Annotated in this window: 21 protein-coding genes, 1 tRNA gene and 1 pseudogene; 10 read left to right on the forward strand and 13 right to left on the reverse strand. The window is 60.6% G+C overall.

Annotation, left to right across the window (positions count from 1 at the left end):
- The first annotated feature begins 112 nt into the window (after window positions 1–112).
- Entirely contained in the window at window positions 113–586 is a 474-nt protein-coding gene (locus tag QTL56_RS01420; protein WP_245137553.1) for an OsmC family protein, read from the forward strand.
- Window positions 587–598: 12 nt separating this feature from the next.
- Here QTL56_RS01420 and QTL56_RS01425 read toward each other — a convergent pair whose 3' ends face one another.
- Window positions 599–1483: a LysR family transcriptional regulator gene (locus QTL56_RS01425; RefSeq protein WP_245137552.1), complete on the reverse strand. Its 885-nt coding sequence runs from the start codon at window positions 1481–1483 to the stop codon at window positions 599–601.
- A 98-nt stretch (window positions 1484–1581) separates the two neighbouring features.
- Between QTL56_RS01425 and QTL56_RS01430 the strand changes: the two genes are divergently transcribed.
- A complete protein-coding gene (locus QTL56_RS01430) occupies window positions 1582–2682 on the forward strand; it encodes an aldo/keto reductase (RefSeq protein WP_245137551.1) in 1101 nt (366 codons plus the stop codon).
- 40 nt (window positions 2683–2722) lie between these two features.
- Here the strand turns inward: QTL56_RS01430 and QTL56_RS01435 are convergent, their stop codons facing one another.
- Window positions 2723–4225 carry an AMP nucleosidase gene (locus QTL56_RS01435; protein ID WP_229576489.1) on the reverse strand — a complete coding sequence of 501 codons (1503 nt, stop codon included), beginning with the start codon at window positions 4223–4225 and terminating at the stop codon, window positions 2723–2725.
- Between the two features lie 103 nt (window positions 4226–4328).
- Window positions 4329–4499 carry a hypothetical protein gene (locus tag QTL56_RS01440; RefSeq protein ID WP_229576488.1) on the reverse strand — a complete coding sequence of 57 codons (171 nt, stop codon included), beginning with the start codon at window positions 4497–4499 and terminating at the stop codon, window positions 4329–4331.
- A 279-nt stretch (window positions 4500–4778) separates the two neighbouring features.
- Between QTL56_RS01440 and QTL56_RS20870 the strand changes: the two are divergent.
- Window positions 4779–4944 (forward strand): annotated as a pseudogene (locus QTL56_RS20870) (VOC family protein); the annotation flags it as partial.
- Window positions 4945–5018: 74 nt separating this feature from the next.
- On the opposite strand, the gene QTL56_RS01445 reads toward QTL56_RS20870, so the two are convergent.
- Window positions 5019–5354, reverse strand: coding sequence for a DUF2147 domain-containing protein (locus QTL56_RS01445; RefSeq protein WP_229576487.1), 336 nt, complete (start codon window positions 5352–5354; stop codon window positions 5019–5021).
- A 509-nt stretch (window positions 5355–5863) separates the two neighbouring features.
- Here QTL56_RS01445 and QTL56_RS01450 point away from each other — a divergent pair.
- The gene (locus QTL56_RS01450; protein ID WP_229576486.1) at window positions 5864–6130 is read left to right on the forward strand and encodes an SEL1-like repeat protein; all 267 of its coding nucleotides are present in this window, start codon (window positions 5864–5866) and stop codon (window positions 6128–6130) included.
- Between the two features lie 150 nt (window positions 6131–6280).
- Here QTL56_RS01450 and QTL56_RS01455 read toward each other — a convergent pair whose 3' ends face one another.
- The 3 genes from QTL56_RS01455 to QTL56_RS01465 all read right to left on the reverse strand — a co-directional run bounded on the left by QTL56_RS01455 (window position 6281) and on the right by QTL56_RS01465 (window position 8469).
- Window positions 6281–7393, reverse strand: coding sequence for a pyridoxal phosphate-dependent aminotransferase (locus QTL56_RS01455; RefSeq protein WP_245137550.1), 1113 nt, complete (start codon window positions 7391–7393; stop codon window positions 6281–6283).
- 109 nt (window positions 7394–7502) lie between these two features.
- Window positions 7503–7919, reverse strand: coding sequence for a PilZ domain-containing protein (locus tag QTL56_RS01460; protein ID WP_229576484.1), 417 nt, complete (start codon window positions 7917–7919; stop codon window positions 7503–7505).
- A gap of 196 nt (window positions 7920–8115) precedes the next feature.
- Window positions 8116–8469: a hypothetical protein gene (locus tag QTL56_RS01465; RefSeq protein ID WP_245137549.1), complete on the reverse strand. Its 354-nt coding sequence runs from the start codon at window positions 8467–8469 to the stop codon at window positions 8116–8118.
- Window positions 8470–8801: 332 nt separating this feature from the next.
- Here QTL56_RS01465 and QTL56_RS01470 point away from each other — a divergent pair, with 332 nt between their 5' ends.
- Window positions 8802–10019: an NAD(P)/FAD-dependent oxidoreductase gene (locus QTL56_RS01470; RefSeq protein WP_245137548.1), complete on the forward strand. Its 1218-nt coding sequence runs from the start codon at window positions 8802–8804 to the stop codon at window positions 10017–10019.
- 104 nt (window positions 10020–10123) lie between these two features.
- Here QTL56_RS01470 and QTL56_RS01475 read toward each other — a convergent pair whose 3' ends face one another.
- Both QTL56_RS01475 and QTL56_RS01480 read right to left on the reverse strand, forming a co-directional pair.
- Window positions 10124–11044 carry a tyrosine-type recombinase/integrase gene (locus QTL56_RS01475; RefSeq protein ID WP_289393570.1) on the reverse strand — a complete coding sequence of 307 codons (921 nt, stop codon included), beginning with the start codon at window positions 11042–11044 and terminating at the stop codon, window positions 10124–10126.
- Window positions 11045–11355: 311 nt separating this feature from the next.
- On the reverse strand, window positions 11356–12360 hold the full coding sequence (locus QTL56_RS01480; protein WP_245137546.1) for a porin: 1005 nt from the start codon (window positions 12358–12360) through the stop codon (window positions 11356–11358).
- Between the two features lie 606 nt (window positions 12361–12966).
- Here QTL56_RS01480 and QTL56_RS01485 point away from each other — a divergent pair.
- Window positions 12967–13057 (forward strand) — tRNA-Ser (locus QTL56_RS01485).
- Between the two features lie 239 nt (window positions 13058–13296).
- Complete coding sequence (locus QTL56_RS01490) at window positions 13297–14337, forward strand: porin (RefSeq protein ID WP_245137545.1); 1041 nt, start codon at window positions 13297–13299, stop codon at window positions 14335–14337.
- 125 nt (window positions 14338–14462) lie between these two features.
- Here the strand turns inward: QTL56_RS01490 and QTL56_RS01495 are convergent, their stop codons facing one another.
- Complete coding sequence (locus QTL56_RS01495) at window positions 14463–15323, reverse strand: alpha/beta fold hydrolase (protein WP_245137544.1); 861 nt, start codon at window positions 15321–15323, stop codon at window positions 14463–14465.
- 87 nt (window positions 15324–15410) lie between these two features.
- On the reverse strand, window positions 15411–17480 hold the full coding sequence (locus QTL56_RS01500; RefSeq protein WP_245137543.1) for a lytic transglycosylase domain-containing protein: 2070 nt from the start codon (window positions 17478–17480) through the stop codon (window positions 15411–15413).
- Window positions 17481–17701: 221 nt separating this feature from the next.
- Here QTL56_RS01500 and dapA point away from each other — a divergent pair, with 221 nt between their 5' ends.
- Entirely contained in the window at window positions 17702–18586 is an 885-nt protein-coding gene (gene dapA / locus QTL56_RS01505) for a 4-hydroxy-tetrahydrodipicolinate synthase (protein WP_245137542.1), read from the forward strand.
- 370 nt (window positions 18587–18956) lie between these two features.
- Here dapA and QTL56_RS01510 read toward each other — a convergent pair whose 3' ends face one another.
- Complete coding sequence (locus QTL56_RS01510) at window positions 18957–19301, reverse strand: hypothetical protein (RefSeq protein WP_229575762.1); 345 nt, start codon at window positions 19299–19301, stop codon at window positions 18957–18959.
- 324 nt (window positions 19302–19625) lie between these two features.
- Between QTL56_RS01510 and smpB the strand changes: the two genes are divergently transcribed.
- Window positions 19626–20102 carry an SsrA-binding protein SmpB gene (gene smpB, locus QTL56_RS01515; protein WP_229575763.1) on the forward strand — a complete coding sequence of 159 codons (477 nt, stop codon included), beginning with the start codon at window positions 19626–19628 and terminating at the stop codon, window positions 20100–20102.
- A gap of 311 nt (window positions 20103–20413) precedes the next feature.
- On the opposite strand, the gene QTL56_RS01520 is transcribed toward smpB, so the two are convergent.
- Complete coding sequence (locus QTL56_RS01520) at window positions 20414–20998, reverse strand: LabA-like NYN domain-containing protein (protein WP_229575764.1); 585 nt, start codon at window positions 20996–20998, stop codon at window positions 20414–20416.
- A 295-nt stretch (window positions 20999–21293) separates the two neighbouring features.
- Here QTL56_RS01520 and rpoZ point away from each other — a divergent pair, with 295 nt between their 5' ends.
- On the forward strand, window positions 21294–21695 hold the full coding sequence (rpoZ, locus tag QTL56_RS01525) for a DNA-directed RNA polymerase subunit omega (RefSeq protein WP_229575765.1): 402 nt from the start codon (window positions 21294–21296) through the stop codon (window positions 21693–21695).
- Window positions 21696–21744 lie beyond the last annotated feature (49 nt).

Raw genomic sequence — 21744 nt, forward strand, 5'->3', positions numbered from 1 at the left:
TTGGAATACTCGTTGCAAGAGGGCGGCGACATTTTCCGAAGGCCAGACTTGGGCCTTGGCTCCGCAAGCGGCGAAGGCCTAGTATGGCATCAAGATTCGAGGGGAGCAGGCGATGAGCGAAAAGCGGCACGAATACGGGGTCACGATCACCTGGCAGGGCAATACCGGGACGGGCACATCCGGATATCGCGACTATGGCCGCGATCACCTGATATCGGCTGGCGGAAAGCCGGACATCCTGGCATCCGCAGATCCCGCCTTCCGGGGTGATCCCGCCCGATGGAACCCGGAGGATCTCTTCCTCGCCTCACTCTCGGCTTGTCACAAGCTCTGGTACCTGCATTTCTGCGCCGTCTCGGGTGTCATCGTGGTGGCCTATGAAGACCATGCCGAAGGGGTGATGGAGATGGATGCGGACGGGACCGGCCGCTTCGTCGACGTCCTGCTCAAGCCCCGCGTCACCATCAAGCGCGGGACCTTTCCGCAACTGGCCCTTGAACTGCACGGCGATGCTCACGAAAAGTGCTTCATCGCCAATTCCGTGAATTTCCCGGTGCGCTGTGAGGTGATGGTCGAGGAGGTCTGAGCTTTCTCTGTCTCAGGTCCGCAGCGCCGTGATCAGCGCCCGCAGCGCCGGCGGCGATTGGCGGCGGCTGGGATGGTAGAGGTGTAGCCCGGGGAAGGGCACGCACCACGCGTCCAGCACCTGTATCAGCCTACCGTCCGCGATCTCGTCCGCGACTTCCTCCTCCATCATGTAGCCGAGTGCGGCGCCAGAACGAACGGCCGCCGCCATCAGAGCGCCGTCATTGGCGATGAACTGGCAATTCGGGCGGATGTTGAACTCGCGGCCGTCCTCTTCGAGATCCCAGGGCATGATGGCGCCGGATCTCAAGCGAAAGCCGACACAGACATGATTTTTCAGGTCGGCCGGTTTCTTCGGAAGCGGGTACTGCTCGAAATAGGCGGGCGTGCCGATGATGACGGCTCGGAGCGTCGGTCCGACAGGGATGGCGATCATGTCCTTGTCGACCGACATGTGAAAGCGGATCCCGGCATCGAAACCTTCCGAGACGATATCGCTCAGGCGATCCTCGACATTGACTTCGACCTTGACCTCGGGATGGGCGAGCAGGAAGGCTGGAAGCTTCTGGAGCAGCACGGTTTGCGCGGCATAGGTCGATGCCGTCAACCGCACCGTGCCCGAGACGCGACTGCGCCAATGAGCGAGCGAGGCCAGGCCTTCCTCGATGCTGGTAAGTGCCGGCGATACCGTGTCGAGCAGGCGCTCACCCGCCTCGGTCGGAGCGACGCTGCGGGTCGTGCGGGCCAATAGCCGCACGTCGAGTCGTGCCTCAAGATTGCGCATGGCGTGGCTGAGCGCCGACGGTGAAATGCCGAGCTTGGCCGCGGCCCGCGTGAAGCTGCGCTCGCGGGCGACGCTGGCAAAGGCGAGCAGATCATTGAGCTCATTGCGTTCCATTCATGCAAGTTGCTCATAAAGGCATGCAGGGTGCAAGCACTAATCCAGATGCTCCTGACGCTCTATCTCCAGTGTCGACGCAAAGAAGGAGCGGACACATGAACCTGACCGATTATCGCACGCTGGGCCGTTCGGGCCTGATCGTCAGCCCTCTGGCGCTGGGAACCATGACCTTCGGCGCCGAGCGCTGGGGCGCTGGCGAGAATGTCGCGCGGGCCCTGTTCGACGCCTATGTCGGTTCCGGCGGCAATTTTCTCGATACGGCCGACATCTATTCAGGCGGCCAGAGCGAGGAAATGCTGGGCCGGTTCGTCGCCGATAGCGGATCGCGCGACCGTCTGGTGATTGCGACCAAATCCGGCTTTGCCCGCGGCCAGGGCACACCGCTCTGGGCAGGCAACGGCGCCAAGAATATCCGCCTTGGCATCGAGGGCTCGTTGACGCGGCTGAAGACCGATTACATCGACATGTATTGGATGCATGTCTGGGACAAGGTCACGCCGGCGGAGGACGTGCTCGAAACGCTCGTCCAGGCCGTACGCTCTGGCAAGATCCTCCATTACGGCTTCTCGAACACGCCCGCCTGGTATGTGGCGAAGGTGGCGACGCTCGCCGCCGCCCATGGCCTGCCGACCCCGATCGGTCTGCAATTTGGCCATTCGCTGATCGAGCGCGGCGTCGAGCTGGAGGTCTTGCCGGCTGCAGGAGAGTTCGGAATGGGGCTTGTCCCGTGGAGCCCACTGGCCTTTGGTCTGCTCACCGGCAAATATGATCGTGGCATGCTGGAGCGCGCGAACCGACCGACAGAGCTGCCCGACAGGGGTGCGAAGAGCTCTGAGAGCGAAAGTGACGGCCGCCTGAATGGCGACAATCCCTATGGCGGCATGCTGTTTACCGAGCGCAACTTCGCTATCGTCGATGTCGTGAAAGAAGTGGCCGGTGAACTGGGCCGGTCTCCGGCAGAGGTGGCGCTCGCCTGGGGCACCGGGCGCAAGGGCGTCTCCTCCGTGCTCGTCGGTGCCAGTCGCGTTGAGCAGTTGACGCAGAACATCGCCTCGCTCGACATCATCTTGGACGATGATCAACTGCGCCGGCTCGACGAGGTGAGTGCGCTACCGCTGCTCAATCCCTACTTCATCTTCAAGATGCCGTCGGAGGCCTTGTTCGGCGGTTCGAAAGTGACGGCTTGGCAGGACTGAACGAAAACGGGCGGCCCATGGGCCGCCCGCGTGACTTCGATTACTGAAACGCCGTCTCGAAGAAGCTTCGAAGCTTGCGCGAATGCAGCGCCTCGGTCGGCATGGCGCCGAGCTTTTCCAGCGCCCGGATGCCGATCTGCAGATGCTGGCTGACCTGCGTCTTGTAGAAGGCCGTCGCCATGCCCGGAAGTTTCAGCTCCCCATGCAGCGGCTTGTCGGAAACGCAGAGCAGCGTCCCATAGGGCACGCGGAAGCGGAAGCCGTTGGCGGCGATCGTTGCCGATTCCATGTCGAGCGCAATGGCGCGCGCCTGCGACAGGCGCTTGACCGGTCCGCGCTGGTCGCGCAGTTCCCAGTTGCGGTTGTCGATCGTCGCGACCGTGCCGGTGCGCATGATGCGCTTGAGTTCGAAGCCCTCGTAGCCGGTGATCTCCTCGACCGCGTCTTCGAGTGCCAGCTGCACTTCCGACAGGGCCGGGATCGGCACCCAGACGGGCAGGTCATCGTCGAGCACGTGATCCTCGCGCATATAGGCATGTGCCAGCACATAGTCGCCGAGACGCTGGCTGTTGCGAAGCCCGGCGCAATGGCCGAGCATGAGCCAGGCGTGCGGTCTGAGAACCGCGATATGGTCGGTGATCGTCTTGGCGTTGGAGGGCCCGACGCCGATATTGACGACGGTGATGCCACCATGCCCCTTTTTCTTCAGGTGATAGGCCGGCATCTGCGGCAGGCGCCCGAGCGCGACACCTTCCGTCGGCTCTGTATGGCCCGCGGGTGTTACAACATTGCCGGGCTCGATGAAGGCGGTGTATCCGCTGCCGCCGTCAGCCATCAGTTTGCGCGCATAGGCGCAGAATTCGTCGACATAGAACTGGTAATTCGTGAACAGAACGAAGTTCTGGAAGTGGTTCGCGCTCGTCGCCGTATAATGCGAAAGCCTTGCCAGCGAGTAGTCGATGCGCTGCGCCGTGAAGGGCGCCAGCGGATGCGGCTGGCCGGGCAGGGGCTCGTATTCGCCATTGGCAATCTCGTCATCGGTGACCGTGAGATCGGGCGTGTCGAAAATGTCGCGCAGCTGCATGTCGACGAGCCCGCCGGCAGAGGCTTCGACATGGGCGCCCTCCGCGAAGGCGAAATGCAGGGGGATCGGCGTTGCCGATTCCGATACCGTGATCGGCACCTGATGATTGCGCATCAGGAGCGCGAGCTGTTCTTTGAGATAATGACGGAACAGCTGCGGTCGAGTGATCGTGGTGGTGTAGATTCCGGGCGACGTCACGTGGCCGTAGGAGCGACGGCTGTCGACATGGCCGAAGCTCGTCGTCTCGATGCTCACCTGCGGATAGAAGGCGCGGTAGCGGCCTTCGATGGGACCGCCTTTGGCGAGCGCCGAAAAGGCGTCGATCAGGAATGTCGTATTGCGCTCGTAAAGCGCAGTCAGTGCATCGACGGCCGCAGTCGCGTCCGTGAAAACCTGAGCTGTGAACGGCTCTGGGCTGATGGAGTTCTGGGGTGCGGGGGACAAGATTCGTGTTTTCATGGCGCATTATAGGAGACGAAATCTGACAAGCAAACGACGTCATAGCGGATGCGTCAAGAATTCTTGCAAGACGAAACAAGACGCTTGCTGCGCGACGCTTTGATCAGAAGGTCGGCCGGCAGCTGTTGAGGCCTGTCGGCGTGCAGCTTGCAACCATGCCCGAGGACAGGTGACGAACGCCCGGCTGGTTGTTGACGACAAGCTGGGCGAACATGACGGCGAAAATCGCCATGGTCAGCGAGATGATCGTGAGACGACGTGCCAGCTTTGCCATGTGCGTGATCCTTTCCAATCCGATGAAAAGCTTCTAGCGCAGCGGCTCTGAACCTCGTCTGAGACGACGGTTCATCTGGCATTCAGAAGGGTTAACCGATATTCACCGTTCTCCGCCAATGACCTTTTGCCTTGCCGCGGCTTCTGGTCAAACCGGGAGCCGACGGGCACCGTCCCGTCCCGTTCTTCCTCCGGAAAGGCCACGCGCTTGGTGCTAAACGTAGATTTCCATGTCGGCCTGCTCGGATGTCGAAATGTCTTCGAACCCCAGGGCGGCTGATTCGACGTCGCCCATATGATGGTCGAGATAGCGACCGGCTTCATGACCTCGCGCAGCAACGAGGGCTCATATGGTCAAGCGCTTCAAGGGCAGGGAGTATGGACTTCGCGTCTTTGTCTTCGAGGTCCCCGACGGCAACCGCATCGACGTCGGGCAGCCGATCTGAAGTGTCGATGAACGCATAAAAAAGGGCGCCGGTTGCAGCCGGCGCCCTCTATGTGCTTCTAAACGTCGATCGCCTCAGAGGCGTGTCCAGGTCTGTGTCTTGCAGAGCACGGCCATGACACAGCCCTTCATCTTCAGCGAATTGCCGGAGACGGAGCCGGCACCCGAATAGGTCTTGTCAGTTTCCGGATCGGTGATCTCGCCCTTGTAGCTGTCGCCGCTGCCGGCCATCTTGCCGATCTGCTTGCCACTGTGCTGCCCGCTCTTGAGCGTCACGCAGAAGGAGCCGCCGCAGGGCGCGATCTGGGCTGTGGCACCCGACGCGGTCTTCCAGTTGCCTTCGATGGGTTCGGCGGCCTGGGCCGAAAAGGCCGAAAGCGCGAATGCTGCCGCAATGATGATGGAACGCATGGTCTGATCTCTCCTCCCGAGATGATGGTCCTTTCCCGAGGTCGGCTCCAGTCCTCTCTGCAGCCGGTCCAGCGGTTAAGATTTATCTTACGCACACGTAAAGGTAAAAGCAATCCGGCCCGAAAAAGCAGGCGTGGATAGCGGCCGGACACTGCAAATTCGGCAGTTTTCCAAAATGCCTTCGGATAACAGGGTGAAGAATTGGTTGATTTCACAGCATGAAACTTTCGTAAATTTTGCCGTGAATGCCTTGGATAGCAGGCCATGTGATACTTAACGGAATCCGAAGTTTACGAAGCTTTTGTACTTTGTTTTCAGCAAATTAAGGATGCATTTTAAGCGAGTTTCAAAGACCGTCCGGCATAGTGGACCCATCAAACGAGCAGGGAAAAACCCCGCCGAACCCGACCGAAGCAAGAATGACCGGACAAAGATCCGGCGCTGTTTCGGAAGGGCCCGCAAGGGAAAACAGGGACATTTGAGAAACTAGGCAAACAGGGACAAAACCAATGGCACGCTTTGAAATGCACAATTCCGAATATGCCACGATGGGTGGCGAAACCCGGGCCGACGTCTTCCGCGACATGGGCCTGATGTATGCGACCGGTCGCGGTTGCCCTGTTGACCTCGTGTCGGCGCATAAGTGGCTGAACATCGCCGCGATCAAGGGCTGTGACCGCGCTGCCGAGCTGCGCGCCGACCTCGCAGAAACCATGAGCAAGATCCAACTCGCCGAGGCGCTTCGTGCCGCCCGCGAATGGATGACCATGCACTGACCGATTCCGGCCGCGACAGCGGCGGGAGGATTAGAAAAACAACCCAGTGGGGAACGTGGCGGGGACCTTTGGACGGGGCCAGGGCCAACACTTTGCAAGACCGCGACCGGCAGAAACAAGGCCGGCGCGGTCTTTTTCATTGCATGGACGTCAGCGCAGGTGCGCGAGAACCTTTGGCAGTGCCTCTTCGAACAGATCGATATCTTCAGGCAGCCCTGCTGAGACCCGGATGCAGCGGTTGAGCGGCGCCACGCCCGGCATGCGGATGAAAACCCCGTGCTCCATCAGCCCGTCGACGATGGCCCGGGCGAAGACGCCGTCGCGACCGGTATCGATCGCAACGAAATTGGTCGCCGAGGGCAGGGGCGTCAGTCCATTGGCAGTCGCGACCGTCGCGATGCGGTCGCGCGCCGCCTTGATCCGCCCGACAACCTCAGAGAGATAGGCCTGGTCTGCCAAGGCCGCGAGCGCTGCCTCCGTCGATAGCCTGGGCATGCCGAAATGATTGCGAATCTTGTCGAAGGCGCCGACAGTGCCCGGCGTGCCGACCCCGTAGCCGACGCGGGCGCCCGCCAGGCCATAGGCCTTGGAGAAGGTGCGCATGCGAATGACATTCGGCAGGTCGATCAGCGCATCCGTCGCCGGGATGGACCCCGCCGGCGCCGTCTCGCTATAGGCCTCGTCGAGAATGAGGAGTGTGGTCGAGGGCAGGGCGCGGGCAAAGGCGACGATGCTGCCTGCATCCCACCAGCTCCCCATGGGATTATCCGGATTGGCGAAATAGACGAGGGGAGCATCTTCCCGCCTGACAAGATCCAGAAGGGCGTCGAGATCCTCGCGATCGTCGCGGTAAGGGGCGGTCACGAGACGGCCGCCGAAACCATTGACGTGGAAGTTGAAGGTCGGATAGGCGCCGAGCGAGGTGGCGACCGGCATGCCGGGTTCGATGACGAGGCGCACGATGAGACCGAGCAGGTCGTCAATGCCTTCACCGATGGCGAAATTCTCCGGCTTCAGGCCGAGATGAGCCGCCAGCGCCGCCTTGAGCGCATGGTTCTCCGGGTCGTTGTATTTCCAGATTTCGCCTGCCTTGTCGGCGATCGCGGCCAGCACCGAAGGGGCCGGGCCGAAGCCGCTTTCGTTCGCGCCGATGCGGGCCCGCACGGCAAGACCGCGCTGCCTTTCAATGGCTTCGGGACCGACAAAGGGAACGCTGGCGGGAAGAGAGGCAGCAAGAGGTGTGAAGCGGGAAAAGGCGGTCATTGCGAAGCGGGTTCCGGCGGATCGAGTTCGATCCGCTCACAATAAGTAGCCCAGCTTCGGACGCAAGGCCGGATCGTCCAGGATCGGGCGCCTTCCGACAGCCGGGTGTTCAGCGGCCGAGCCTTGCTCCATTGCCGTTCTGGAAGGGCTTCACGGGTGTGTTGACGGCTTCGCCGAGCATGAAGTCGGCGCGGACGATCCGGTGCAGCATATGCTCGGAAATCGGTGCGATAAATTTGACCCCGACGCGGTTGCCATTGCGATAGGCCTCCGCACAGCCGATGCGGTCGGCAAGGCCGACGATCTGCAGATAATAATGAGAGGAAAGACCGATGGCGGTCGTCAGCTCGATGGCAGCGCCGCCTTGGGATATGTCGACCACTTCGCAGCTGCGGATCGTGATGCCGGTGAGGCCTGAGCGGACCGACATGACCTTGGCCGGCCGGCGAACATAGAAGCGCTCCCATTTGCGCTCGTACATTTCCGATCGGACTCCAGCCAGATGCGTCGCATTTTCCATCGCCATGACCGGCTCTCCCAACTTGTCTGCCCTGCACTCTGGAGATGAAGATTTGCATTAGCATCAACAAGTTCGATCAAGTTTTACCGATGTCGAATATTCGGTGCCAATGCGCCCGAGGCAAGCAAAGGGACGCGCCAAAGACCGTGCGCGCCGGCCCGGCATGCCTTGCCCCTTGGCTGAGTGAACAAGGTGTCGCGGGTCAGTGGCCGGTTTCGAAGGCCAGGCGAACGACGTGGTGAAGGAACTCCGGATCGAGCAGCATGTTGAAACCGACCGTCAGCTTCTCGGCTTCGCGGCGGATCAACGTGCACCCGATATCGTCGTGGATGCCGAGGATTTCGAGGAAGAAGTTCGACGGCACGATGACATGGGGAGAAACGTCGAGCTCTGCGCCATGCAGTGAGATGGTGCGGATCAGGCAACGCTGAGACTTTGACATGCTCAGGTGATGGCCGACAAAAACGATCTTGCCGGGCCGTTCAATCCTGAATTTCTCGAAGATCTGATCCCGAGGAATGTCAGATTTTGCGTCAGCTATCCTTTGCAAGGGCATGTCACCCTCCTACCGCGTCTCGTTACAGGAACAGCCTAGCGCATGGTCGTTACCAGATGATGGATGTGATGGCTCGAATGCGAGCGTCATCGGGATTTCCCTGTTCTGACAGCACCTTCGTCCCGCAAGACCTGTCCCATTTCGAACAGCGATGGCGGACCATGCCTCCGAAAGGCAGTTCCTTCAGGGATCGGTGAGCGCGCTTCAGTGCCGCTGGCACAGGGCGGACAAACTTGACCGAAAATTGCCACAGGGCTAGGCCTTGCTGCACGACATCGCCGTCGGTCAATCGTCGGCGATTCCTATGAGACAGACATTTGGGAGTACAGTACGTGGCGGGACGATTGGTCATAGTGGGGGCAGGGCAGGCGGCTTTTGCACTGGCTGCAAAGCTGCGGATGCTGAAAGATGCTCGCCCGATCACCATGATCGGAAATGAGCCGGTCCTGCCCTATCAACGCCCGCCGCTGTCGAAGAAATATCTGCTCGGTGAGATGAGCTTCGACCGCCTGCTGTTTCGGCCCGAAGCCTGGTATGCCGACAACAATGTCGAGATCCGGCTGTCCACACCGGTCGAAGCGATCGATCGCGAAGAGCGCAGCGTCAAGCTCTTCGACGGCAGCGATATCCCTTACCAGACGCTGGTCCTCGCCACTGGCGCCACTCCGCGCCGCCTGCCGCCAGCCATCGGTGGAGACCTTGGTGGTGTCTACACCGTGCGCGACAAGGCGGATGCCGACCGTCTGGCCGAGGAGATGAAGCCTGGCCACCGACTGTTGATCGTCGGAGGCGGCTATATCGGCCTTGAAGCCGCTGCCGTCGCGCGCAAACTCGGACTGGATGTGACGCTGATCGAGATGGCCGACCGCATTCTCGCCCGCGTCGCAGCCCGTGAAACGGCCGACGCGATCCGCGCGATCCACGAGTCCGAGGGTGTCTCCGTCTCCGAAAAAACAGGCCTGACGCGGCTGATCGGCGATGAGGGGCGGGTGAAGGCGGCGGAGCTTTCGGATGGTCGCGTGATCGACGTCGATATGGTCATCGTCGGGATCGGCGTGGCCCCGAATGATCGCCTGGCGGCAGATGCCGGGCTCGAGGTGCAGAATGGCATCGTGGTGGATGCCTTCGGGCATACCAGTGATCCGGCAATCTTTGCCATGGGTGACTGCGCCGTTCAGGACTGGAAGGGGCAGCAGGTGCGGCTCGAATCCGTCCAGAACGCCGTCGATCAGGCGGAGGCGATTGCAGCCGTGCTCGCCGGTGGCACCGAGCCCTATCGTCCGAAACCCTGGTTCTGGTCGGACCAGTATGAGGTGAAGCTGCAGATCGCGGGCTTCAATCTGGGTTACGACCAGACGGTGGTCCGTTCCGGTGCGCGCGAGGGCAGTCTGTCGATCTGGTACTTCCGTGGCGCCGACTTCATCGCCGTCGACGCGATCAACGACGCCAAAGCCTATGTCACGGGCAAGAAGCTCCTGGACATGGGGCGGTCGGTCGACAGTGCTGCGATCGCGGATCCCACGCTCGACCTCAAGGCTCTGATCGCCTGAGGGGCTGAAACGAAGCAACTCGCGGCGAATTGCTGACGGCAATCAAAATGACAAAGGCCGGCAAAATGCCGGCCTTTGTCATTGGTATCCATGAAGGCAGTGGTTCAGTTGGAGCCCATTCTCTCGAGCACCGGAACGCACATGTCGAGGTCGTGCGATGCCAGATGCGCATAGCGCATGGTCATGGTCAGTGTCTGATGACCGAGCCACATCTGGACGCGGCGAATGTCGATCCCGCCCTGGACCAGTCGCGATGCGCAGGTATGACGCAGCACATGCGGCACCACGTCCTTGTCATCGGCAAAACCGATGGCATCCTTGGCATTGTGCCAGGCAACGCGAAAACGCTGTTGGTCGATCTCGGCAAAGGGGCCGGCATGGCGCCGATCCGAAGACGCAATGGCCTCAGCCGCCCTCTGAGTGAGGGGTACGGACCGTGAGCGGCCGGATTTCGTCACCCAGAAGGTCACGCGGTTCTTGTGAATGTCGCCCCAGCGGAGGTTGAGCCCCTCGCTCAGGCGCGCGCCGGAATCGACGAGAAAAAGGCAGAAACGATAATAAAGTTCGGAATGCGCACGGATCTCGGAGAACAATGCATTCTCTTCATCCCGGTCGAGAAAACGGATTCGACCTGCCTTTTCCTTTTGTCGTTTGAATTCCGGCAGACTGTGAACGTCTCCCATCTTATACGCCTTTCGCAGCAGTTTGCTTAAGGCCGCCATCTTTCGATTGATGGTGGCATTGCTGTTACCGCGTTTGCGCAATTTGCCAATCAACTGGTCGAGCATCTCGTCCGAAAAGGCCGAAAAACTCGGAAAATCAAGGAGATCGTGAAGCTCTCCGATAAAATTTGTTACGTTATATTTGTGGCTGCCATTCATCCACAACAGGTCGCCATATTTGCCGAACAGTTCGCGCAGATTTGTCTCGCGCACCTCGTGCAGGACTGTGCCCTGATTGTATTGATAATGAACCGAATAATCGGGCACGCCTACAAAGACGTCAAAACCCTTCACGGCCGGCATTTCCACCTGCATGTATCCCCCAAATTTCCCTTTTGGCGAGCACGCGAACGAGCTCACCGCCCGTCCCCACGGGCGTACTTATCGTTATATCTGATAACAAGTATAGTGCAAAACAGCACAAACTGTCCGGAGCGGCTCGCTTCGAGCCTGTCAAATGGTGTCGATTGGACCTCTTTCTGCAGGATTCCGGCAGGGCTACCGGCGGCTTAAATCATTGAAACCAAGGGCAAGGCAGCGGCGGATCCGCAAAGCCAAAGAGGGTCCGGCTCGTGAAAGCCGGACCCAACACTTTTTCGTCAATCCGATGTGGATTAGAACGAACGGGTCAGGCGAACGAAGCCATCCCAGTTGCTGTCAGCATCTTCGAGGTCGCGGTAGCGAACGTCAGCCGATGCAGTCAGGCCAGCAGCCAGCTTGTATTCGACGAAGAGGTCAGCGCCCCAAGCGTCGGCGCCAGTGAAGTCGTAGTCACCCCAGTAAACAACCTGCGGAGTGATGGAGAACTTCTCGGTTGCCTTGAAGGTGTAGGCAGCGCCGACAGTCCATTCAGACGCGAAGTCGTAGCCGGTCGACTGGCCAGAAGCCCAGCCAGCAGCGATGCCGAGCGTACCCGGACCGAGATCAGCAGAGAGAACGCCAGCGATGCCGCCTTCCTTGTCGCCGAAGTCGTACACGCCGTTGACGGTGACGGTTGCCATGCCGAGGGTAGCCGAAGCAACAGCTTCGAGACCAACTTCGTTGCCGGCATATTCGTCGGACAGGTCGTCAACGCCGAGACCAACCGTGAAGGCATCAGCCGAGTAGGTGTAGGTGGCAGTGTTGAACTTGGCATTGCCGAAGAACGAGTCAGACTCGCCGGCCAGACCCCAGTCGTCAGCCCAGGTCAGAGCGCGGCCGACCTTGAAGCCACCAACGGTGATGTAAGCCTGATCCAGCTCAACGGTCTGACCGTCAAGGTCTGCACCCTGGCTGTCGGCCTGAATACGGATATAGGAACCGATGGTGCCCAGCTCCGAGTCATTCTTGGCTTCGAACGACAGACGTGCACGAACAGCGCTGTCCCAATCGTCATTGGTCGTCGTGGTCCCGAAGAGACCGCTGTTCTCGTTCGCCGAAAGGGTCACGCGAACTTCGCCGCCGATCTTCAGGCAGGTTTCGGTGCCGGGGATGTAGAAGTAGCCGGTGCCGAAGGCGTCGCAAACGCGAACGTATTCCATGGGCTCGGGCTCGGCGGCGACGATTGCGTCAGCGGCCTGAGCGCCGGAAACTACAGCGAGAGCTGCAGCGGAGCCGAGAAGAAGGCTCTTGATGTTCATTATTGACCTCCAGTCAAGTTTCGTATGGGTCTGGGTTATTTGGCTGAAGGACAGCATTCCCTGCCCCATCCCCGTCGGTTTCAGAAGACGGACGATCCACCGCCTCGCTTCCGAGGTTGAAAATACAAAACCGCACCGGTCATGCAATCACCAATGAGCGGAAAGGCGAAAAAGCGGTCACCCTTCCACCCGGCCTGTTGCTGAAAGGCCACAAAGTCGTGATGCCAGCCCTCACTTCATTTAGGTTTCGTTAAGAAAAGCCAAGCAAAACCGGCGCTTATTGAGGGGATGCGACCCGGAGCGACACGGCCTCAAAAGCCACTTGCCTCCCATTTTGGCACAGGATTCCGCAAAAAGTTGCAGTCCGAACCATCTGCTCTCACCCTCCGAATGCATTGTTCGATCAGACGGTTTCGAGGCGTAGCAGTGAATTTCGACCTGAGAAGGCCTGGCAAGTGACAGAATCATGTCCCGACGGAATCGCGATTCGCATTTCGTCGATTGCAGATGCATGCTTCGTCCTCTGGAATATGCCGGGCGCTAAAATGTGCAGAGCCGAGAAAAGGCCTTGCATTCACTGATTCAAGCAAATAATCAGGCGGCACCGGAGAGGTGGCCGAGTGGTCGAAGGCGCTCCCCTGCTAAGGGAGTATACGTCAAAAGCGTATCGAGGGTTCGAATCCCTTCCTCTCCGCCATCACGATATTCCCTGACATGATCGATTGAGCTTCACACGGGGCTTTCGCACGCCTGGTTTTGGCAGCTCGTCTTCGTGCCTGGCGCGGCGACGGTGGGGCCGGAATACAGTGACATTGAGTGCGATCCCGCAGGGGCTGACATCACCAGCAAAATCGTAATTTGGCCTAAGTGACTGTAAATGCGTGATTTTCCGGCCGTAGGGACGCCGTGACCTCTATAATTGACTGGAGGTCAATAATGAACATCAAGAGCCTTCTTCTCGGCTCCGCTGCAGCTCTCGCTGTAGTTTCCGGCGCTCAGGCCGCTGACGCAATCGTCGCCGCCGAGCCCGAGCCCATGGAATACGTTCGCGTTTGCGACGCCTTCGGCACCGGCTACTTCTACATCCCCGGCACCGAAACCTGCCTGAAGATCGGCGGCGAAGTTCGCGTGACCCTTTCGGCGAACGAGAACAGCGGTCTCTTCGGGACCACGACGACCAATGACGATTGGGACAGCGCTGTTCGTGCACGTCTGTCGTTCGAAGCCAAGAATGACTCGGAGCTGGGCACCATCGGTTCCTACATCCGTATTCAGGCCGACAGCCAGGGTGCTACCACGTCGGGCGTTGGTGTGACACTTGATCAGGCATACATCACCGTTGGTGGCTTCAAGGTTGGTCGTGCGGTCACCTTTGCTGACGATTGGGGTCTGGCTGGCGAGTCCGACTCGTTCTTCGGTAATACGAAGTTCAATATGGCTTCCTACACCTACTCGGCTGACGCCTTCACGGTTGGTCTCGGCATCGACGACCTGTCTGACTCCGGCGCTGTTGCTGGCACCCCAGGCTTCCTCGGCGGCGGCAACGAAGTTGGCCTGGAAGGCGTTGTTTCCGCTTCCCTCGGCATGGCAACCGTCACCGTCAACGGCGTTTACGACTTCGGCTCGGAAGAGGGCGCCATCGCTGGTGTTATCGCTGCTGACGTTGGTCCGGGCACTTTCGCGCTCGCTGCTGCTTGGGCTTCTGGCCAGTCGACCGGCTACGACTTCACGTCTGAATGGACGGTTGGCGCAGCCTACACCTTCAAGGCAACTGACAAGCTCTCGATCACTCCTCAGGTAGTTTACTGGGGCGACTACGGCTTCAACGCTGCTGGCAATGATGCTTGGGGTGCAGACCTGCTTGTCGAGTACAAGCTGGCTGCCGGCCTGACCGCTTCGGCTGATGTTCGTTATCGGGATCTGGAAAACAGCGGCGACAACTGGGATGGCTTCGTTCGCCTGACTCGCTCCTTCTAATTCGATCTCCAGATCGGATAAGGGAAGCCCGGCCTTGTGCCGGGCTTTTCCGTTTTGAACGTCGAAATGGCGGGGAAGAGCGTTTGGCCGACGCCTTGCGCCAGAACACGCCCCGCGCGGGCTGTCTAGCGCTGCAGAAAGCCGCCAATCTCCTCCGCCAGCCCTGAGAGATGCAGCAGCGGCGCGTGCCCTTGACCTCCGGCCTCGATCGCCACCAGTCCCGGATGCCGCCGCACCATCTCCTCCACGGTATCGGGCGACAGCAGGCGCGAGTGTTCGCCCCGTACCACCATCATCGGTTTCTCTGTCAACGCCGCGAACTGCGGCCAAAGATCCGGCAGGCCCTGGCTGAGGTCAGCGGTCCGGAACTGTTCGGCAATATCGGGATCGAAATCCGCCACCACCTGGCCATCCACTTCCCGGTAAAGCGCCTGCGCCATGTGGGCCCAGTCTTCGCCGCCGAGCGCCGGGAACTCCGCCCCATGCGTGGCCCGCAGGATTTCCGCCGCCTCCGCGAAATTCGCCGGCGTCCGGCGGCTCCCGAGATAGCCCTGAATCTGCCGCAGCCCGTCCACGTCCAGCACGGGGCCGATATCGTTCAAAACCAGACGTTCGATGCGCTCCAGATGCGTCATGGCCAGAACATGCAGGATGAGCCCGCCGCGCGAGGTTCCGATGAAGGCAGCGCTTTCGATCTCCAGCTGGTCCAGCACGCTGATGACATCTCCGGCTTCCACCGGGATCGTGTAGCGCTCGGGCTGTGGGTCGCGATCGGAGAGCCCGCGCCCGCGCGAGGAGATCGCGATCACCCGCCGGCTATAGGGCGGCGCCGCAAGGATGCGGGCGAGATCCTCGAAATCCAGAAGGTTGCGGGTGAGCCCCGGCAGGCAGACGACCGGGATCCCCGGATTGTCGTCGCCATGAATGCGCACATGCAGCGTCAAGCCATCTGGCACGGTGATGAAACGGTCGATGCTGTCGGCCATGCGGCACTCCCTCGCGTCGTGATACCCATGCGAGCCTAGCCGAGGCTGCGCCCGGGGTCATCCATCAATCAGGGGAGGGTGGGCGACCTACCGCCCGAAGCGCAGGTCGTGCACGATGTCGGTCTTCTGGCCGAGCCGGCTCTTGTAGACCTGATAATTTTCCATCACCCGCATGACGTAATTGCGCGTTTCGGGAAAGGGGATTCGCTCGATCCAGTCGACCACCTCGTCGATCGACTTGCCGCGCGGATCGCCATAACGTTCGATCCACTCAGGCACTTTGCGCGGACCGGCATTATAGGCGATGAAGGTCAGGATATAGGAGCCGCCGAAAGCGTCGATCTGTTCGCCGAGATAATGGGCGCCAAGCGTGGCGTTGAAGCCGGGATCCCGCGTCAGCTTGTCCGGTTGATAGGCGATGCCGTGCCGTGCCGCGACCCCCTTGGCGGTGGAAGGCAGGAGCTGCAACAGCCCGCGCGCATTGGCCGGTGAGACGGCCGCCGGATTGAACGCGCTCTCCTGACGGGCGATGGCATAGGCGAGCGCCTTGCCGGAGCCTGCAATATTGGCGCTGGCCGGGATGACGCCGACGGGGAAGGCAAGCGCTGGAACATCGATGCCCCGCGCATAGGCCGTCTTGCCGATCTGCAGCGACAATTGATGCCCGCCCTCCGATTTTTCCGCCCGCGCGCTGAGGAGTGCGAGTTCGCCGGGACTGTCCAGCTGATCGGCGAGCGCCCGGTAGAGGCTCTGCGCCCGCCAGCCATGGCCGGCCGCCTCGTAACGCGCGATCGCCTGGATCGCCTCGCGGCCTTGGAAACGCTGACGGTCTTCGTCGCTGGGCTGCGGATAGGGGATCTGAATGCCGGGCCTGTCGATGCGCGCCGCTGCGAGTTGACCGTAGAAGGTGCTCGAATGCTGGGCCGCGCGGGCCAAATGCTCCCCTGCCTTGCCGTCCTTCAATGCTTCCGCGGCGCGGCCCAGCCAGTACCAGGCCCGGCTTGCCGAAAGCGGCCGGTTCGAGACCTCGAGGATGCGGGCAAAGTGTTCGCTTGCGGTTTTGGGATCGTTGAGGGCGCGGAGCGCATACCAGCCGGCATGGAATTCGGCGTCGGCAATATCCGTCGCTTCGGTCGCCACATGACGCGAAACGATCTTGTACGCCTCGCGATACTTCCCGAGATCGGCGAGCCCGCGCGCAACGATCCGCTGCTCGTCCCACCAGGCGCCGCCATTGATCAGCACTTTCGGATCGCGCGGCATCTGCTCGATCAGTTTGGCCGCCTCTTCGAAATCCTGGGCACGCCGGAGGGTCTCAAGGCGGATGAAGAGCAGGGCAGGGTCCTTTGCCCAGGACTTGTCGACGGCTGCAATCAGCGCATCGACATTCTTCGCGCGCGAGATCAGACCTGCCCAGGCCTTGTACAGCGATTGTGCCTCACCGAGCGTGGCAAAGCGTTTCGCCTGGCTCGCCCGCTCGCGGTAGAGCAGATAGTCCATGCGCGCGCGATGGTCGGCCGTCGTCAGCAGGCCGGAAAATTCCGATATCACCCGGTCTTCGGTCTCTACATCCAGCGCATCGCCGCGCCAGAGGTCGCGGATGAGGCGGGTGGCCCTGGCCTTGTCGCCGCTGGCGAGATGGGCGCGCGCCAAAAGCATCGTGCCTTCGGTCGTCTCTGGTGCGGTGTCGCCGAAGGCGGCGAGCACGGCGGCGGGCGCCGGGTTTTCGCGGAAGAGCGCCTTTTCCGAATTCGCCCGGAAGGATTTGAGCCCCGGCCAGCCCTGAAGCTGCCGCTGGGCGCCCGCAATCTCGGTCGCCGGCACGTCGCCGAGCCCCGACATTGATATCGACCAGGTCAGCATCTGCCGGTCGAGGCTGTCGGGCATGCGGTTGCGGATGGCGATCGCCTCGGCGCCGTCGCGGTTTGACAGCGCGTCCAACCCTGCCTTGAGCTGCGGATTGACGGCCGCCAGCCGCTCACCGCGCGGAATGGCGCCTGTCGTCTCGAACGAAGGGGGCGTGGCCCTAGCAGGCGCAAAGCCCAGCGGCTTGACTGCAGGCACCGGAACGGAGGCCGGTTCCTGGCCCAGCACAGGCAGCGGCAGCACGGCAAGGCCGAGGCCGAAAACGGTAGCTTTGAGAAAGGTCGTCTTCATCCACACACCGCAACCATAACACAACGCCGCCAGTAGGCGGAGAACGTGGTTAACAAAGCCTTGACGTGGTCGTTCACATTCTCTCGAACGAAGCCTCGGAAAACCGTCACAAATCTCCCTTGCATGCGCTTGTCGCACCCGAAGGTGCGAAGTAATGTGCCCCCGATTTAGGTTCAGAATGCGGCCGAAGCGTGGATCTCGGCCCCCGAGGAGTTCATTGCATGTATCAGGGATCCATTCCCGCACTCGTCACGCCGTTCACAGATGCCGGTGCTGTCGACGAGCAAGCCTTCGCCGCCCATGTCGAATGGCAGATTTCCGAAGGCTCCTCCGGCCTCGTGCCCGTCGGCACCACGGGCGAATCGCCGACGCTGTCCCATGACGAACACAAGCGCGTGGTCGAGCTTTGCGTCGAAGTGGCGAACAAGCGCGTGCCCGTCATTGCCGGCGCCGGCTCCAACAACACGCTTGAGGCCATCGAGCTTGCCCAGCATGCCGAAGCCGTCGGCGCCGATGCGCTGCTCGTCGTCACGCCCTATTACAACAAGCCGACCCAGAAAGGCCTGATCGCCCATTACAAGGCGGTCGCCGAAGCCGTCTCGCTGCCGATCATCATCTACAACATTCCCGGCCGCTCGGTGATCGACATGTCGCCCGAGACGATGGGCGCGCTCGCCAAGGCGCACAAGAACATCGTCGGCGTCAAGGATGCGACCGGCAAGATCGAGCGCGTCTCGGAACAGCGCATCACCTGCGGCGCAGATTTCGTCCAGCTCTCGGGCGAGGATGCAACGGCGCTCGGCTTCAACGCCCATGGTGGCACCGGCTGCATTTCCGTCACCGCCAATGTCGCCCCGCGCCTCCTGGCCGAATTCCAGGCCGCGACCCTGGCTGGCGATTACGCCAAGGCGCTTGGCCTTCAGGATCGCCTGATGCCGTTGCACAAGGCGATCTTCCTCGAGCCCGGCCTTTGCGGCGCGAAATATGCCCTGAGCCGCACCCGCGGCATGAACCGCACTGTCCGCCTGCCGCTGCTGGCGACGCTGGAAGCCTCGACGGAAGCCGCGATCGACGCGGCGCTGAAGCATGCGGGACTGCTGAACTGAGGGAATGACAAAAGGCCGGCGGAGACGCCGGCCTTTTTGGTTGGGCTGTGCGGAAGCACTCAAACGGCTTTCGGGTTGGCCTGACCAAGTTCTCTATCGAGGGCATCTGTGGTTGGATTGGAGCTAGGGTCACCAGACCAACCGTCGCGCACCCACCCCCACCTTTATTCCCCCATCCTCCATTCCATATCCGTGACAACAGCCACGCCACCCAGGCACAGGTGCCCCACGACAAAATGCCAGGTGAGACGGAAGACAAGACCATGTCCTCCAGAGGCCCACCGCGCACCGTCGCCCCCCCCCCAAAAAAACAAAACGGCAGGTCACCAAAAGCAACCTGCCGCATAAAGATCATTCGAAGAAAAACGGATCAGAAGTCGAGCTCGAGTCCATTTTCGCAGAAGTCGAACTTGGCCGGCTCCGACTCGCTGCCGTCGGCAAATGTTGCCTTGACCCACTGCGCGCAGCTTTCGCCATTTGTGCTCTGATCCCAGACGAGATCGACAGTCGATCCCGGCTTGATGCCGCTTCCGATGTCGAAATAGCCCCAGTCACTTTTGTTCTCCGACACCAATATTTCGGTAATCGCCGTGCTGGTCGAGTTGCTCGCCGTAAACGAGAATTCGTTGGCTTGGGCGGCAGTAGACACCATCCCGTTACCGGCAACTGCAAAAGCAATTGCAAACAGGCCGAGACGAGCGCGATTGAAATTCATGTTCTGTCCTCAGATCAATGTGGGTTGGATGCCGCTTCTTCTTGCACTGTCCTTCCGGAAAGTCGATGTAAATGATGGCCTTTGTGAAGTCCCCCCAAAAGCGGTTTTTCAACTTCTTGCAAAGCTGCGATGCCGATCGGATGCGGCGCGCAGATCTATCCGATGCGAGATGTCGATGCCCGTCGCACGCGCTGTCCCGCGCGCTGGTGCTCCCCCACCTTTATTTCCCCCCCATCCTCCATTACATACGGATGATAACAGCCACGCCCCGCCCGGGCGCAGGCGACAGACGACAAAATCCCGGGCGAAACGGAAGATTAGACCATGGCCCCCAAAGGCTCGCAGCGCACCGTCAACAAGATCGTCGCGGAAAACCGCAAGGCGCGCTTCAACTATGAGATCATCGACACCTACGAGGCCGGTCTGGTTCTGACCGGCACGGAGGTCAAGTCGCTGCGCGAGGGCAAGGCCAATATCGCCGAATCCTATGCCTCTGACGAGGGCGAGGAGATCTGGTTGATCAATTCGCATCTGCCGGAATATCTGCAGGCGAACCGTTTCAACCACGAGCCGCGCCGCCGCCGCAAGCTGCTTTTGTCCAAGCGTGAGATCAACCGACTGCGCGTCTCGATCAATCGCGAGGGCATGACGCTGGTGCCGCTCAAGATCTATTTCAACGAGAAGGGCAGGGCGAAGCTGGAGCTGGCGCTCGCCAAGGGCAAGAAGCTGCACGACAAGCGCGAGACCGAGAAGGAACGCGACTGGAATCGCCAGAAGCAGCGCATTCTGAAGACGGGCTGAGTCTGATGGCGCGCGCGCATCTGAACGGCACCCTCGGCCCCATCGTCTGCGAGGCGATCTGAACTGTTTCCCGAGAGTTTTAAGGGCAGGGGTGTCGGCAAATACCGCCCCTCTTTGCCCTGCCGGGCCTCTCCCCCAGAAGGGGGAGCGTGGCTGACCAGCCGGTCTCTCGCCCGTCTTTTGGATCGCTGAACAAAGCGGCAAGCCCCACGCACCGCACTCCCCTTGGTGAGGAAGATGTCACGCAGTGACAGAGAGGGGGCTTAGTCGTGCGGCGCAGCCGGAGACCCCGGGAAAGAATCCAAAGACCTTCAGTGCTCGTCTTCGCTCGCCGTTGCCGGTTCCGGCGTGCGCGGCGTGCCGCGTTCGGACGGATCGCGGCCGATTTCGGCTTTCAGCGTCACCAGGTCGATGAAATGGTCCGACTGGCGGCGCAGGTCGTCGGCGATCATCGGCGGCTGGGTTGCCATGGTCGAGACGACGGAGACCTTGCGGCCCTTGCGCTGCAGCGCTTCAACCAGCGTGGTGAAATCGCCGTCGCCGGAGAACAGCACCAGATGATCGACCGTTTCGGCCTGCTCCATCGCGTCGATGGCAAGCTCGATATCCATATTGCCCTTGACCTTGCGGCGGCCCATGGAATCGGTGAATTCCTTCGCCGGCTTGGTCACGACCTTGTAGCCGTTGTAGTCCAGCCAGTCGATCAGCGGGCGGATCGAGGAATATTCCTGGTCCTCGATGAGGGCGGTGTAATAATAGGCGCGCAGCAGATAGCCGCGCTTCTGGAAGGCTTTCAGAAGCTTGCGGTAATCGATGTCGAAGCCGAGGCTTTTGGACGCGGCATAAAGATTTGCGCCATCGATGAAGAGGGCAATTTTCTCGCGCGGGTCGAACATTTCGATATCCTTACGTCAAATATAATCAACTTCGGCAATCGGCAATCAAAACAATACCTTGCCTCTCAAGATATGACCATGACTTTACATTATGAAATGATCATATAAAAATCTATCTAGGGCATCGTTTGGTGCAATCCAAGCAGCCTGTGGTTGAAACGTGGTGTAGAAAGCCTCTTTTTCGGCCCCTATTTTTGGGCTTGGAGGCGTGTCGGCACGAAAAACTTGAATTTGCCGTCCATTGCCTGTATCGCACCCGTCAATCCCACGCATTCAAGATCGCAAAGGACAGGCAATGGCCCGTGTCACCGTTGAAGATTGCATCGACAAAGTCGAGAACCGCTTCGAACTCGTTCTGCTCGCGAGCCACCGTGCCCGCCAGATCTCCCAGGGCGCGCCGATCACCATCGATCGCGACAAGGACAAGAACCCGGTTGTAGCGTTGCGCGAAATCGCCGACGAGACGCTCTCGCCCGACGACCTGAAGGAAGATCTGATCCATTCGCTGCAGAAGCACGTCGAAGTCGACGAGCCCGAGCAGGAGCCGAGCTCGATGCTGGCTTCGACCGGCACCGCCGGCAAGGGCGACGAAGAAGACGATCTGCCGGAAACGGTCACTTTCGACCAGATGTCGGAAGAGGATCTTCTGGCCGGTATCGAAGGCCTGGTTCCGCCGGAAAAGAGCGACGATTACTAATCGTCAACCTGTCGGAATCTAGTCTGTTTCTGACTGTAGGATCTTGTGC

The sequence above is a fragment of the Peteryoungia algae genome, assembly GCF_030369675.1.
Taxonomy (GTDB): Bacteria; Pseudomonadota; Alphaproteobacteria; order Rhizobiales; family Rhizobiaceae; genus Allorhizobium; species Allorhizobium algae.

What these genes read in the sequence shown, in the direction of transcription:
- QTL56_RS01480 (WP_245137546.1), bottom strand. Translation starts at nt 12,360, where the DNA reads ATGAACATCAAGAGCCTTCTTCTCGGCTCCGCTGCAGCTCTCGCTGTA.
- QTL56_RS01465 (WP_245137549.1), bottom strand. Translation starts at nt 8,469, where the DNA reads ATGCCCTTGCAAAGGATAGCTGACGCAAAATCTGACATTCCTCGGGAT.
- QTL56_RS01475 (WP_289393570.1), bottom strand. Translation starts at nt 11,044, where the DNA reads ATGCCGGCCGTGAAGGGTTTTGACGTCTTTGTAGGCGTGCCCGATTAT.
- QTL56_RS01440 (WP_229576488.1), bottom strand. Translation starts at nt 4,499, where the DNA reads ATGGCAAAGCTGGCACGTCGTCTCACGATCATCTCGCTGACCATGGCG.
- QTL56_RS01460 (WP_229576484.1), bottom strand. Translation starts at nt 7,919, where the DNA reads ATGGCGATGGAAAATGCGACGCATCTGGCTGGAGTCCGATCGGAAATG.
- smpB (WP_229575763.1), top strand. Translation starts at nt 19,626, where the DNA reads ATGGCCCCCAAAGGCTCGCAGCGCACCGTCAACAAGATCGTCGCGGAA.
- QTL56_RS01430 (WP_245137551.1), top strand. Translation starts at nt 1,582, where the DNA reads ATGAACCTGACCGATTATCGCACGCTGGGCCGTTCGGGCCTGATCGTC.
- QTL56_RS01455 (WP_245137550.1), bottom strand. Translation starts at nt 7,393, where the DNA reads ATGACCGCCTTTTCCCGCTTCACACCTCTTGCTGCCTCTCTTCCCGCC.
- QTL56_RS01495 (WP_245137544.1), bottom strand. Translation starts at nt 15,323, where the DNA reads ATGGCCGACAGCATCGACCGTTTCATCACCGTGCCAGATGGCTTGACG.
- QTL56_RS01450 (WP_229576486.1), top strand. Translation starts at nt 5,864, where the DNA reads ATGGCACGCTTTGAAATGCACAATTCCGAATATGCCACGATGGGTGGC.
- QTL56_RS01500 (WP_245137543.1), bottom strand. Translation starts at nt 17,480, where the DNA reads ATGAAGACGACCTTTCTCAAAGCTACCGTTTTCGGCCTCGGCCTTGCC.
- QTL56_RS01435 (WP_229576489.1), bottom strand. Translation starts at nt 4,225, where the DNA reads ATGAAAACACGAATCTTGTCCCCCGCACCCCAGAACTCCATCAGCCCA.
- QTL56_RS01425 (WP_245137552.1), bottom strand. Translation starts at nt 1,483, where the DNA reads ATGGAACGCAATGAGCTCAATGATCTGCTCGCCTTTGCCAGCGTCGCC.
- QTL56_RS01490 (WP_245137545.1), top strand. Translation starts at nt 13,297, where the DNA reads ATGAACATCAAGAGCCTTCTTCTCGGCTCCGCTGCAGCTCTCGCTGTA.
- QTL56_RS01520 (WP_229575764.1), bottom strand. Translation starts at nt 20,998, where the DNA reads ATGTTCGACCCGCGCGAGAAAATTGCCCTCTTCATCGATGGCGCAAAT.
- QTL56_RS01420 (WP_245137553.1), top strand. Translation starts at nt 113, where the DNA reads ATGAGCGAAAAGCGGCACGAATACGGGGTCACGATCACCTGGCAGGGC.
- QTL56_RS01510 (WP_229575762.1), bottom strand. Translation starts at nt 19,301, where the DNA reads ATGAATTTCAATCGCGCTCGTCTCGGCCTGTTTGCAATTGCTTTTGCA.
- dapA (WP_245137542.1), top strand. Translation starts at nt 17,702, where the DNA reads ATGTATCAGGGATCCATTCCCGCACTCGTCACGCCGTTCACAGATGCC.
- QTL56_RS01445 (WP_229576487.1), bottom strand. Translation starts at nt 5,354, where the DNA reads ATGCGTTCCATCATCATTGCGGCAGCATTCGCGCTTTCGGCCTTTTCG.
- rpoZ (WP_229575765.1), top strand. Translation starts at nt 21,294, where the DNA reads ATGGCCCGTGTCACCGTTGAAGATTGCATCGACAAAGTCGAGAACCGC.